Here is a 12,738-nt window from a genome sequence, read left to right on the forward strand (position 1 = left end):
TCAGCCCAGGCGTTCCAGCGCGCGCGGCGCTTGCGCAGGCCCTGCCGATTCGGTGCCCAGCGCATCGAGCAGCAGGAACAGCTTGCCCACACCCGCGTAGAGCGCACCGCCCGTCATGGCGCGACCGGCGCGCGGGGCGCGGCCCGTGAGCTGGCCCAGCAGCAGGCGCGTGCGGTCGACCCACTCGCCTTCGGCCTGCAGCAGACGCCACACGGTGGTCGTGACCTGGCCGGCGACGAGCAGGCGCTTCATCATGTGCGGATCGCCGGGCTCGCCCATGCCGCCCACGAGCTGCACGCCGTCGCGCAGCAGGCGGAAGCACGGCTCGGCGTCGGCGGCCCAGCCCTGCCATTGCGCGAGCTGCGATGCGTCGACCTCGCCGCCCAGGTTGGTGAGCACGCAGGTGTGCGACAGCCGCTTGCGGCTGCGCGCGTCGACCACGCGCACGGCCACGCAGCGCAGCGTGGGCAGGGTGTCGCGGTCGAGCGCGGTACGTGGCAACACCTCGACCTGCGCTTCGCATTGCAGCGCAGCCTTGCCGCGATAGCGCACGGGCTGTTCGGTCGTGTCGTCGAACGCGAAGGCCAGGCGCGCGAGCGTGGTCGCGGCCCCGGTGTGCACATCCGTCACGGCCGTGCTGCCGGGCGCGCGCGCCAACCACTGCGTGCCTTCGGCCTGCCACGCCAGCATCTGTTCGACGGCCGGCGGCTTGCCCAGCACATGCACGAGGCGTTTGCCGAAATCCTGTTGCTGCAGCCACTGCGCCTGACGCTGGCCCGGTGCGGCCGACTGGCGCGCCGCAGCGGTCGAAAGCCACTGGTTCGGTGCCGCCAGCGGCAGGCCGCTGCGGTCCGACAGCAGCAGGCTGCCGTGGCACACGTAGGCATCACCGCTGTCGGTCGCGCGCAGGCCCACCTGTCCTGCCAGCGCGAGCACGTGGGTGTCGCAACCCGCAGCCACCTCGCCGCGCGCAAACGCCGACAGCTCGTGCAGCACAGTCTTGGCATCGACAGCCTCATCACCGGCCTGGCGCCACAGCGTGCGCGCACCATCGAAGCCGATGTGCGCACCGGCCAGCGCGCCGGCGGTTGTCGCCAGTTCCTGCGCGTCGTGCGCCATCGCGCGGATCAGGCTCTGGTAGCGCAAGCGCAGGCGATCGGTCTCGCCCTGCGCTTGCGGCGAAGGCGCGGCCTCGTCGGGCAGGTCGGCTTCCGCCGGCACGAAGAGCGGACTGTGCTGGCGCGGCTGGAACACGCTGTCGATCAGCTGCACGCGGTCGGCGCGCATCAGGTTCTCGGGCACCTTCTGGCCGCCCGAGATGTAGTGCACCGGCAGGCGGTGGCGGATCACGGTGTCGATCAGCGCGCCCGGGTGCGTGGCCTCGTCGACCTTGGTGAAGATGCAGCCCGCCAGCGCATGGCCCTGGCGGTAGGCGTGCACCACCTCGTTGAGCGTGTCGCCGTGGCTGGTGGCGTTGAGCAGCAGCAGCCGCTTCACCGGCCGCTGGCTGCTGCCGAGCATGGCGATCTGCTCGGGCACGGCGCGGTCGCGCTGGCTCATGCCGACGGTGTCGATGAGCACCATGTGGCGGTCGCGCAGGTCGTGCAGCACCAGCTGCAGGTCGGCCGCGTCTTTCACGGCATGCACCGGCACGTTGAGGATCTGGCCGTAGATGCGCAGCTGCTCGTAGGCGCCGATGCGGTAGCTGTCGGTGGTGACGAGCGCGAGCTTGTCGGCGCCGAAGCGCATCACGCAGCGCGCGGCCAGCTTGGCGGTGGTGGTGGTCTTGCCGACGCCGGTCGGGCCCATCAAGGCATAGACGCCGCCCTGCGCGAACAGCGCATCTTCGTCTTCATGCACCGGCACCGCGCGCACGAGCTCGGAACGCACGAAGGCCATGCCGTCGGCGTAGCTCTGGCCGGTGGGCAGCTTCTCGAGCATGGCCTTCGACAGGCGCGCGCTGAAGCCGGCGCCCAGCAGCGTGCGCAGCAGGCGACCGCGCACCGGGTCGCGGCGCTGGCTGTCGCTCCAGACCACGCTGGCGAGCTGTTCCTCGATCATGCCGCGCATCGAATGGAGTTCGCTGAGCACGGTGGGGTCGGCGGGTGCGGCCGTGGCAAGTGCGGCTGCGGGCACTGCGGCCTGCACCGTCTGCTGCACATCGCCCTCGGCCATGGCGACGATCTCGACGCCCTGCGCGGTGGCGCGGTGCGTGAGCACGATGGCCTCGGCACCGAGCGATTCGCGCACCAGGCGCAGGGCCTCGCGGCCGGTGGCGGCGACGAATTTGCGTGCGGTGGTGCGCACGTCGGTCTGTGGATTCAAACGGCTCGTCCTCCAATGGCGGCGGTGATCTTGATGGTCCGGGCGTCAGGGATCTCGGCGTGCGAGAGCACCTTGAGCTGCGGCAGGCTGCGCCGCAGGAAGCGCGACAGCAGCACGCGCAGCGCGTGCTGCACGACCAGCACCGGCGCCAGCCCCATCTGCTCCTGGCGCACCATGGCGGCCTGCGCCTGCTTGAGCAGGTTGTCGGCAATGCCCGGCTCGATGCCGCTGCTGTTGTTCAGGGCCTGCTGCAGCACGCTGTCGAGCGAGCCGTCCAGGCCGATCACCTGCATCTCCTCGTCGCCCGGGAACAGCTGCTGCGTGATGGCGCGGCCCAGCGCCAGGCGCGTGAGCGTGGTGAGCTCGGTCGGGTCTTTCACCGTGGGCGCGTGCTCGGCCATCACGTCGAGGATGGTGCGCATGTCGCGGATCGGCACCTCTTCGTCGAGCAGGTTCTGCAGCACCTTGTGCAGCGTGCTCAGCGACAGCACCTTGGGCACCAGGTCTTCCGTGAGCTTGGGCGCGGTCTTGGCGATCTGGTCGAGCAGCTGCTGCACTTCCTGGCGGCCCAGCAGCTCGGCCGCGTGGGTGTGGATCAGGTGGTTCAGGTGCGTGGCCATCACGGTGCAGGCATCGACCACGGTGTAGCCGTACACCTGCGCCTGCTGGCGCAGGCTGGCGTCGATCCAGGTGGCCTCCAGGCCGAAGGCCGGGTCGCGCGTGGGCGTGCCGGTCAGCGTGCCCGTCACCTGGCCGGGGTTGATCGCCATCCACTGGTTGGGAAAAGCTTCGCCGCGGCCGATCTCCACGTCCTTCAGGCTGATGACGTAGGCGTTGGGCTTGATCTCCAGGTTGTCGCGGATGTGGACCACCGGCACGAGAAAGCCCAGCTCCTGCGCGATCTTCTTGCGGATGCTCTTGATGCGGCCCAGCAGCTCGCCCTGCTGCGACTGGTCCACCAGCGGGATCAGCCGGTAGCCGACCTGCATGCCCAGCGGATCGACCATGGCCACGTCGTCCCAGGTGGCTTCGGCCTGCTCGGCCGAGGCGGGCACGCCCGCCCCTTGCGTGGCGGCGGCAGCGGCAGCCTGCTGCGCGGCCGCCTGCGGCTTGCGCTGCACCAGCCGCTTGCCGAGCCACACCAGGCCGCCCGCGATCAGCAGGAAGGCCAGGTTCGGCATGCCGGGGATCATGCCCAGCAGGCCGACGATGCCGGCCGTGAGGAACAGCACCTGCGGGTTGGAAAAGAGCTGGCCCGTGAGCTGGCTGCCCACGTCCTCGTCGGTGGTCACGCGCGAGACGATCACGCCGGCCGCGGTCGAGATCACCAGCGCCGGAATCTGCGCCACCAGGCCGTCGCCGATGGCCAGCAGCGTGTAGGTCTTGCCGGCCGTGGAGAAGTCGAGCCCGTGCTGCAGCATGCCGACCACGAGGCCGCCGATGATGTTGATCACCATGATGAGCAGGCCCGCGATCGCGTCGCCGCGCACGAACTTGCTGGCGCCGTCCATCGAGCCGTAGAAGTCGGCCTCCTGCGCCACCTCGGCGCGGCGCTTGCGGGCGATCTCTTCGCCGATCAGGCCAGCGTTGAGGTCGGCGTCGATCGCCATCTGCTTGCCCGGCATGGCGTCGAGCATGAAGCGCGCCCCCACCTCGGCGATGCGGCCCGCGCCCTTGGTGATCACCATGAAGTTGATGAGCACGAGGATGATGAACACCATCACGCCCACCGCGAAGTTGCCGCCCACCAGGAAGTGGCCGAAGGCCTCGATCACCTTGCCGGCCGCGTCGGGCCCGGTGTGGCCGTGCATGAGCACCACGCGCGTGGAGGCCACGTTGAGCGACAGGCGCAGCAGCGTCGAGAACAGCAGCACCGCCGGGAAGGCCGCGAAGTCCAGCGCCTTCATGGTGTACATGCTCACCAGCAGCACCATCACCGACAGCGCGATGTTAAAGGTGAACAGCAGGTCGAGCAGGAAGGGCGGCAGCGGCAGCACCATCATGCTCAGGATGAGGATGATGAGGATCGGGCCCGCCAGCCCCTTGAACTGCGAGCCGGAGAAGATCCGCGCCGGCAGGCGCATCAGGTCGTTCAGTCCGTTCATGCGACCGCCGGCGAGTACTGCAGGTCGGCCGGCACCGGCAGGTCGGTCGGCGTGCGCGGCGCCTCGCCGCCCTCGCTGTTCCAGCGCTTGAGCTGGTACACCCAGGCCAGCACCTCGGCCACGGCGGTGTACAGCCCGGCCGGAATTTCCTCACCCAGCTTCGTGTGCCGGTACAGCGCGCGCGTGAGCGGCGGCGCCTCCAGAATCGCGACCTTGTGCTCCTTGGCCATCTCGCGGATGCGCGCGGCCACCAGCTCGGTGCCCTTGGCGACCACGCGCGGCGCGCGCATGTCGCTGTCCAGGTACTGCAGCGCGACGGCGAAGTGCGTCGGGTTGGTGAGCACGATGTCGGCCTTGGGCACCTCGGCCATCATGCGGCGGCGTGCCATCTGCTGCTGTTGCCGGCGGATCTGCGCCTTGATGTGCGGATCGCCTTCGCTTTCCTTGTGCTCCTGGCGCACGTCCTCGCGCGACATGCGCAGCTTGCGGTAGTAGTTCCAGAGTTGAAACGGCACGTCGACGAGCGCGACGAGGAAGAGCGTGGCGGCGATCAGCGCGCAGTGCTTGGCCACCAGCACCAGTGCATGCGGCAGCGCCTCGTGCGCGGGCTGCGACATGAGCGCCATCACGGCCTCGATGTCGTCCACGATGACCCACCACGCCACGCCGCCGATCAGCGCCGACTTGGCCAGCGCCTTCACGAGTTCGGCCAGCGCCTGCGCCGAGACCATGCGGCCGATGCCGGCCAGGGGATTGAGTTTTCCGAAGTTCGGCGCAACGGCCTTGCCGGAGAACATCCAGCCGCCGAGCATCAGCGGCGCCGCCACGGCGGCCACGACCATCATGGCGAACAGCGGCCCGATGGCCATGAGTGCATGCAGCACCATGAGCCCGCTCTGCGAGAGCATGTGCGCGGGGTCGAAGGCGCTGGCGCGTTCGAACTGCAGGCCGCGGCGCAGCGCGCCGCTCAGGCTCGCGCCGAGCGACTCGCCCGCCAGCCACAGGCCGGCGCTCGCGGTGGCGAGCATGACGAAGGTGGTGAGCTCGCGCGAACGGGCCACGTTGCCTTCCTCGCGCGCCTTCTCCAGGCGCCGCTCGGAGGCGGGTTCCGTTTTCTCGAGATCGCTTTCCTCAGCCATTCATGCTCCGAACCAGCACTGGCGAAGTACGCCTTGCCCAGAACCAAATTATTGGATCCGGTGGTGCGGAACAATCTGCCGATCAGGGCCGGTATCGCCCTGCAATTCGGCCAATCAAGCGGCCTGCAAGCGGCTCAGAAACCGAGGCTTTCGAGCAGGTCGTCGACCTGCGCCTGGTCGGTCACGGCGTCGGGGTTGCCGGGCTTCACCTGCGGCCCGTTCTGCAGGCTCTGCACGGCCTCGTGGCGCTTCTCGGGCGGCGAGTTGTCGATCAGCACCTGCAGCAGCTGCGTCTCGACGTCGTTGACGACTTCCATCATCTTCTTGATGACCTGGCCGGTGAGGTCCTGGAAGTCCTGCGCCATCAGGATCTCCATGAGCTGCGTGTTGATGGCGCTGGCGCGCTGGGGCACGTCGTTCAGGTAGCCGCGCGTGTCCAGCACGAGCTCGCGCGCCTGGTCGAGTTCGATCGGGTTCTCGAACCACTGGTCCCAGCGCTGCGTCAGGGCCTTGGCGTCGGTGGCCAGGGCTTCCTGCAGCGGCTGGGCCACGTCGATGGCGTTGAGCGCGCGGTGCGCCGCGCGCTCGGTGGTGGCCGCCACGTAGTTGAGGCGGTCGCGCGCATCGGGGATGGCCTGCGCGGCCTTGGCCACCTGCTTGTCCAGGCCCAGCTCGCGCAGGCCTTCGCGCAGCTGGCGCGTGAGGTGGCCGATGCGGCCCAGCAGTTCTTCGGTGGTGTTGTTGGTGGCGTCTGCCGCGCCGGCGGTGTCCTGGCTCATGCCTTGGCCAGCTTCTCGAAGATCTTGGTGATCTTCTCTTCCAGCGTCGCCGCGGTGAAGGGCTTCACCACGTAGCCGTTGGCGCCGGCCTGCGCGGCCGCGACGATGTTCTCCTTCTTGGCCTCGGCCGTGACCATCAGCACCGGCAGCGTCTTCAGCTCGGGGTCGGCGCGGATGGTCTGCAGCATGGTCAGGCCGTCCATGTTGGGCATGTTCCAGTCGGAGACCACGAAGCCGAAGCTGCCGCCGCGCAGCTTCTCCAGGCCGGCCACGCCGTCCTCGGCCTCGTCGACGTTGAGGAACTCCAGCTCCTTCAACAGGTTGCGCACGATGCGCCGCATGGTCGGGAAGTCATCCACCACCAGGATCTTGATGCTCTTGTCGATCACGATTTTTTCCAGCTCCACAGGTCGTTGTTCAAACTCGTCATACCCGGTTCGCACGTTCACCGAACGTGCGAAGGTGCGCCATCACGCGGCGACTGATCTCGTTCAGCGGCGACACCTCGTCCACCGCGCCCAGCGCCACCGCCTCGCGCGGCATGCCGAAGACCACGCAGCTGGCCTCGTCCTGCGCCAGCGTGTGCGCGCCCGCGCGCCGCATGCGCAAGAGGCCCTCGGCGCCGTCCTTGCCCATGCCGGTGAGGATGATCCCGATGGCGTTCTTGCCCGCGTGCTTGGCCGCCGAATCGAACAGCACGTCGATCGACGGCCGGTGGCGGTTCACGGGTGGCTCCTGGTCCAGGTGCGCCACGTAGTTGGCGCCGCTGCGCGCCAGCGACAGGTGAAAGCCGCCCGGCGCGATGTAGGCATGGCCCGGCAGCACGCGCTCGCCCTGCTCCGCCTCCTTCACGCGGATGCGGCACAGGCCGTCCAGGCGCTGCGCGAAGGAGCGCGTGAAGCCGGCCGGCATGTGCTGCGCGATGAGCACCGCGGGCGCGTCGGGCGGCAGCGGCTGCAGCACCTCGCGGATGGCCTCGGTGCCGCCGGTGGAGGCGCCGATGATGAGCAGCTTCTCGGTGCTCAGCAGCGGGCTGCGCAGCAGCGCCTCGGGCGCCGCCTCGTGGGCGGTACGTGCCGCCGTGGCCGCTGGGCGCGCGGGCAGCAGCCGCGCACTGGCGGCCGTGCGGATCTTGCCGGCGATGAGCTCGGTGTAGTTGAGCAGGCCGTCGCGCACGCCCAGGCGCGGCTTGGTCACGAAGTCGATGGCGCCCAGCTCCAGCGCGCGCAGCGCGATCTCCGAGCCGCGCTCGGTGAGCGAGGACACCATGACCACCGGCATCGGCCGCAGGCGCATGAGCTTCTCGAGAAACTCCAGGCCGTCCATGCGCGGCATTTCCACGTCGAGCGTGAGCACGTCGGGGTTCGTCACCTTGATGAGGTCGCGCGCCACCAGCGGGTCGGCCGCGGTGCCGACCACGGTCATGTCGCTCTGGCTGTTGATGATCTCGCTCATCACGCTGCGGATCAGCGCCGAATCGTCGACGCAGAGCACCTTGATCTTTTTCTTGCTTGGCAGGCTCACCGGCTTCCTTTGGTTCTGTCGATCTCGTGCGGCGCGGCGGGCACCGACAGCCGGCGCAGCAACTCGCCTTCGTCGCGGCGCACCCGCAGCACCTCGGTCTGCGCGCGCAGGCGGCGCACCACGGCCTTGCCGCTCTCGGGCAGGAAGCACACGCGGCGCGCGTGCGGCCCGCGCAGGTCCTGCGCCGCGACTTCGATGCGTTCCGCCTCCAGGTAGCGCAGCACGAAGTCGGCATTGCGGTCGCCGATGTTGAGCGTGGTCATGCCGGCCAGCACGGCGCCGCCGCCGAACACCTTGGCCTGCAGCCGCTCGCGCCGCGCGCCCGCGCGCACCAGTTCGCGCACCAGCACGTCCATGGCGTAGGCGCCGTAGCGCATCGAGCCGCCGCCGGGCTCGCCGTCATCGGGCAGCATGAAGTGGTTCATGCCGGCCACGCCCGCCTGCGCGTCGTGCAGGCAGGCGGCCACGCAGGAGCCGAGCACGGTGCTCAGCACGGTGTGGTCGGTGGTCACGTAGTACTCGGAAGGCAGCAGCTTGACGGCCATGCGCCCGACATCGCGGTCGAAGTAGTGATGGCTCGCCAGGCTCATGCGGTGCCCGGCGTGCGCGACAGCTCGTACACCGTCTGCCCCAGCGGGCGGAAAGCCGGGTTGACGAGCGAGGCGTTCTCGGAATGCCCGGCGAACAGCAGGCCGCCCGGCTTGAGCAGCGGCGCGAAGCGGTCGAGCACCTTCTTCTGCGTCGGCTTGTCGAAATAGATCATCACGTTGCGGCAGAAGATCGCGTCCACCGGCTCCTTCACCGACCAGGCGCTGTCCAGCAGGTTGACGCGCGAGAACTTCACCAGCGTGGCGACCTCGGGGCGCACGCGCACCTTGCCGGCGTTGGTGCCGGTGCCCTTGTTGAAGAAGCGCCGCAGCCGCTCGGGCGACAGGCGCCGCACCTGCTCGGTGGTGAAGACGCCGGTGGCGGCCTTGGCCAGCACGGCGGTGTCGATGTCGCTGGCGATGACGCGGGCCGAGCCGGCGCGCTCGCCCAGCGCTTCCATCAGCGTGATGGCGATCGAGTACGGCTCCTCGCCCGTCGAGGCGGCGGCGCACCACACGGTGACCGGGCCCGGGCGCTTGCGCACATGGTCGGCCAGCGTGGGAAAGTGGTGCGCCTCGCGAAAGAACGAGGTCAGGTTGGTGGTGAGCGCGTTGATGAACAGCTGCCACTCGTCGCCGTCGTGGCGCGCCTCGAGCTGGTCCAGGTACGGCGCGAACGCCGGCAGCTGCAGCTCGCGCAGGCGCCGCGACAGCCGGCTGTACACCATCTGCCGCTTCTGCTCGCCCAGGGCGATGCCGGCGCGGCGATGGATGAGGGTCCGGATTCTGGAGAAGTCGTGGTCGGTAAAGTGGAACTCGGTCGTCACAGCCAGCCTGGAAGCGTGACTTTCAATGGTCACGGAAACCGCCGTTTCCAATCGGCCGATCAGACGCGCAAAAGCCTTGCATTTCCGGGGGTCAGGCAGGCGGTGCGGTCACGGCCGGGCCGGCGTCGAGCGCCCACACCAGCGCCGACAGCTGCGCGGCATTGACCTGCGCCGCGCTCAGGAAGAGCGCCTCCGACAGGCGCGCGGCACGGCCGTCGTCGGTCTCGCAGCTTTCGGCCAGCGCCACGAAGGGGCCGTAGACGCCGCTGCGCGACAGAATCGCCTGCTGCACGGCCTCGGTGAGCTGCACCTTGCGCAGCACGCCTTCCATGGGCACGCCCAGCAGCTGGTCGAGCAGCGAGAACATGCCCGCGACGAACAGGTTGTCGGCTTCGCCGGGCGGCAGCATGCCCTGCCCCATCAGCTCGACGAAACGCCCGCGCAGGATGGCCTTCTTCATCATGAAGGGCGAGCTGACCTTGTTGCTGGTGGCCAGCAGCAGCGACAGCCAGCGGTACAGCGGCGAGTAGCCCAGCATCGCGACCGCATGGCGCAGCGAGTGGATCTCCACTGCCAGACCCACCGAGGGCGAGTTGATGTAGCGCAGCAGCCGGTAGGTGAGCGCGGCGTCGTGCTTGAGCGCGCCCTCGATGGCGCGCACGTCTTCGTTGCGCAGGATCATCTGCATCAGGTGCACGATGAGCTGCGACTCGGGCTGCAGCGCATCGGCGCTGTCGCGCGCCGGCGGCAGGCGCACGGCGCCGTCGACGAACACCTGCACGCCGCGTGCGGCGCAGGCCTCGAACTCGGCCCAGTTCGCCACGCGCGCGGCGATGGGCGCGGGGCCGGCGGGCGACACGTCCGCCAGGTGGGAGGGCAGCACCTCGCGGTGCGTGACGATGGCGCGCAGCTCGTCGTCGTCCGGCAGCGCGACGCCGCCGCACAGCATGAAGCCGAAGCCCTGCTCGCGCAGGAACAGCAGGATGGAGCGCATGTCGGCGTCCATCAGCTCGTCGGCCTTCATGCACAGCACGACGTTGCGCGGCGGCAGCGACTGCAGCTCGCTCTGGAACAGCGCATCGACCGTGACGTCGACGAACACCCTCTGTGCGCCCAGCAGCCAGCCGTGGCCGCCCGGGTTCAGGTGCAGGCCCAGCGTGTCCATGAGCGCCTTGACGCCGGCTGCGGCACCCGCGTCGGTGCCCTGCCCCGCCGCGCGCCAGGCCATGCGGTAGCCGACCACGCGGCGCTTGCCGTCGAGCAGCATGGCGTAGGCCACGTGGCCGTCGGCACCGACTGCGGGCGTGATGGCGGGCGTTGCGTCGGCTTGCGCGCCGTTGCCGTCGACGCCGGGGCGCCGGAAGAAATCGAACCTCATGCGGCCGTCCCTCGCGTCGGGATCAGGACGCCAGCGCGTCGATGCGGCGCGCCGCGCCCGCCAGGGCCGCCGCGCTCGCGGCCTGTGCGCGTTGGATGCGCGGCATCGCGCCCACGTCGACGATGAACGCCACGCTGCCGTCGCCCACGATGGTGGCGGCCGAGATGCCCGGCACCTTGCGGTAGTTGGTTTCCAGGTTCTTCACCACCACCTGGTGCTGGCCGAGCAGCTCGTCGACCAGCAGCGCGAAGCGGCTGTCGTCGGCCTGCACAATCACGAGGATGCCCTGCGTGGGCTGCGTCTGCGCGCCGGCCACGTCGAACACGCGGTGCAGCTCGATGAGCGGCAGGTACTCGCCGCGCACGCGGATCACGTGGCCGTCGGCGGTGATGGAGTGCAGGTGCTCCGGCAGCGGCTGCAGCGACTCGATCACGTAGCTCAGCGGCAATATGTAGGCCTCGCTGCCCACCCGTACCGACATGCCGTTGAGGATGGCCAGCGTGAGCGGCAGCACGATGCGCGTGGACGTGCCCTGCCCGCCGCGCGAATGAATCTCGACATGGCCGCCCATCTCCTGGATGTTGCGCTTGACCACGTCCATGCCCACGCCGCGTCCCGAGATGTCGGTGACCTGCTCGGCCGTGGAGAAGCCGGGCGCGAAGATCAGCTGCCACACCTCTTCGTCGGGCATGGCATCGTTCACCGGCAGGCCCTGCTGGCGCGCCTTGTCGAGGATGCGCTCGCGGTTCAGGCCCGCGCCGTCGTCGCTCACCTCGATCACGATGTTGCCGCCGTGGTGCTGCGCCGACAGCAGCAGCTGGCCGGTGGCGTCCTTGCCCTTGGCCAGGCGCACCTCGGGGGCCTCGATGCCGTGGTCCAGGCTGTTGCGCACGAGGTGCGTGAGCGGATCGACGATGCGTTCGATGAGCCCCTTGTCGAGCTCGGTCTCCTTGCCGTAGGTGTCCAGGCGCACCTGCTTGCCGAGCTTGGCGCTCACGTCGCGGATCACGCGCGGAAAGCGGCTGAACACGTAGTCCATCGGCATCATGCGGATCGACATCACCGATTCCTGCAGGTCGCGCGCGTTGCGCTCCAGGTGGCCCAGGCCGCTCAGAAAGCGCTCGTAGGCCACGGGGTCGAGCACGGTCGCGGCCTGCGTGAGCATCGACTGCGTGATGACGAGCTCGCCCACGAGGTTGATGAGCTGGTCGACCTTCTCGACGTCGACGCGGATGGAGCTGGACTCCTTGGCGCTGGCGGGCACGGGCGCGGCGGCGACCGGTGCTGGTGCGGCGGGTGGCTGCACGACCGGTGCTTCAACTGCGACCACAGGTTCGGCAACGTCGGCCGCCTCGCGCGTGATGTCGATCTGCGATTCGTCGATGACGAAGCAGCACACGGCCACGATGTCGTCGGGGTCGCAGGTGGTGGCGAGCCGCACGGTCAGCTGGTCGTTGCTGCGCGTGCGCGTCAGCACCGTGCCGAGGTTGGCCAGCTCGCCGGCGAGCAGCTCGCATTCGCTGTCGGACAGGCGCGCGAAGCGCACGACCAGCACGCCGTCGCTGCTGCCGCCTTCCTCGGCCGGCGCAGCGGCTTGCACGACAGGCGCCGGTGCGGGCGCGGGTGCCGGCACGGGCGCGGCGGCGTTGTTCTCCATGGCCAGCTGCTGCAGCACGCCGCAGATGTGGGCGACCCTCTCGGCGTCCGGCTCCTTGCCGGCCTGGTAGGCGGTGAGTTGTTCTTGCAAGGCGTCCTTCGTTTCCAGAAAGGCATCGATCATCGGAGCGCTCAGGTGCAGCTGCCCGTGGCGGGCCCTGTCCAGCAGCGTTTCGAGCACGTGCGTGGTGTGGGTCAAGGCGGTGAAACCGAACGTGGCCGCGCCGCCCTTGATGGAGTGCGCCGCGCGGAAGATGGCGTTGAGCTGCTCGCCGTCGGGCGCCTCGACGTCGAGGTCGAGCAAGAGCTGCTCCATCTCCGCCAGCAGCTCGATGGCTTCGACGAAGAAGGCCTGGGTGAATTGACTGAGGTCCATCTGTGGTGCTCCGGGGCCCGCGCTCGCGCACATTCACGCACG

At 69.5% G+C, this 12,738-nt stretch carries 10 protein-coding genes; all 10 read right to left on the reverse strand.

Annotated elements, in window-relative coordinates; genetic code table 11:
* Complete coding sequence (gene flhF / locus AC3WQR_RS08780) at positions 1-2,325, reverse strand: flagellar biosynthesis GTPase FlhF (protein ID WP_492741769.1); 2,325 nt, start codon at positions 2,323-2,325, stop codon at positions 1-3.
* Positions 2,322-4,430 (reverse strand): flagellar biosynthesis protein FlhA, encoded by a 2,109-nt coding sequence (gene flhA / locus AC3WQR_RS08785; protein ID WP_159274400.1) that lies wholly within the window; start codon positions 4,428-4,430, stop codon positions 2,322-2,324. The genes flhF and flhA overlap by 4 nt, the downstream gene beginning before the upstream one ends.
* Positions 4,427-5,569, reverse strand: a complete 1,143-nt coding sequence (gene flhB / locus AC3WQR_RS08790) for a flagellar biosynthesis protein FlhB (RefSeq protein ID WP_095946641.1) — start codon at positions 5,567-5,569, stop codon at positions 4,427-4,429. The genes flhA and flhB overlap by 4 nt, the downstream gene beginning before the upstream one ends.
* A gap of 134 nt (positions 5,570-5,703) precedes the next feature.
* Positions 5,704-6,348, reverse strand: a complete 645-nt coding sequence (gene cheZ / locus AC3WQR_RS08795) for a protein phosphatase CheZ (RefSeq protein WP_062469395.1) — start codon at positions 6,346-6,348, stop codon at positions 5,704-5,706.
* Positions 6,345-6,737, reverse strand: coding sequence for a chemotaxis response regulator CheY (gene cheY, locus AC3WQR_RS08800; RefSeq protein WP_056582361.1), 393 nt, complete (start codon positions 6,735-6,737; stop codon positions 6,345-6,347). Before cheY ends, cheZ begins: the two co-directional genes overlap by 4 nt.
* 37 nt (positions 6,738-6,774) lie before the next feature.
* Positions 6,775-7,866, reverse strand: a complete 1,092-nt coding sequence (locus AC3WQR_RS08805; RefSeq protein WP_082817926.1) for a protein-glutamate methylesterase/protein-glutamine glutaminase — start codon at positions 7,864-7,866, stop codon at positions 6,775-6,777.
* 2 nt (positions 7,867-7,868) lie between these two features.
* On the reverse strand, positions 7,869-8,462 hold the full coding sequence (gene cheD / locus AC3WQR_RS08810; RefSeq protein WP_095946640.1) for a chemoreceptor glutamine deamidase CheD: 594 nt from the start codon (positions 8,460-8,462) through the stop codon (positions 7,869-7,871).
* Positions 8,459-9,286, reverse strand: a complete 828-nt coding sequence (locus AC3WQR_RS08815) for a CheR family methyltransferase (RefSeq protein WP_070061567.1) — start codon at positions 9,284-9,286, stop codon at positions 8,459-8,461. The genes cheD and AC3WQR_RS08815 overlap by 4 nt, the downstream gene beginning before the upstream one ends.
* 91 nt (positions 9,287-9,377) lie before the next feature.
* Positions 9,378-10,664 carry an EAL and HDOD domain-containing protein gene (locus tag AC3WQR_RS08820; protein ID WP_492741770.1) on the reverse strand — a complete coding sequence of 429 codons (1,287 nt, stop codon included), beginning with the start codon at positions 10,662-10,664 and terminating at the stop codon, positions 9,378-9,380.
* Between the two features lie 22 nt (positions 10,665-10,686).
* Positions 10,687-12,696, reverse strand: coding sequence for a chemotaxis protein CheA (gene cheA, locus AC3WQR_RS08825; RefSeq protein WP_492741771.1), 2,010 nt, complete (start codon positions 12,694-12,696; stop codon positions 10,687-10,689).
* Positions 12,697-12,738: the final 42 nt, after the last annotated feature.

It is taken from the genome of Variovorax sp. FW305-3-2-15-B-LB1, assembly GCF_058787635.1.

Coding starts and splice junctions, on each gene's coding strand:
- flhB (WP_095946641.1), bottom strand. CDS start 5,569: ATGGCTGAGGAAAGCGATCTCGAGAAAACGGAACCCGCCTCCGAGCGG.
- flhA (WP_159274400.1), bottom strand. CDS start 4,430: ATGAACGGACTGAACGACCTGATGCGCCTGCCGGCGCGGATCTTCTCC.
- cheD (WP_095946640.1), bottom strand. CDS start 8,462: ATGAGCCTGGCGAGCCATCACTACTTCGACCGCGATGTCGGGCGCATG.
- cheA (WP_492741771.1), bottom strand. CDS start 12,696: ATGGACCTCAGTCAATTCACCCAGGCCTTCTTCGTCGAAGCCATCGAG.
- AC3WQR_RS08820 (WP_492741770.1), bottom strand. CDS start 10,664: ATGAGGTTCGATTTCTTCCGGCGCCCCGGCGTCGACGGCAACGGCGCG.
- cheZ (WP_062469395.1), bottom strand. CDS start 6,348: ATGAGCCAGGACACCGCCGGCGCGGCAGACGCCACCAACAACACCACC.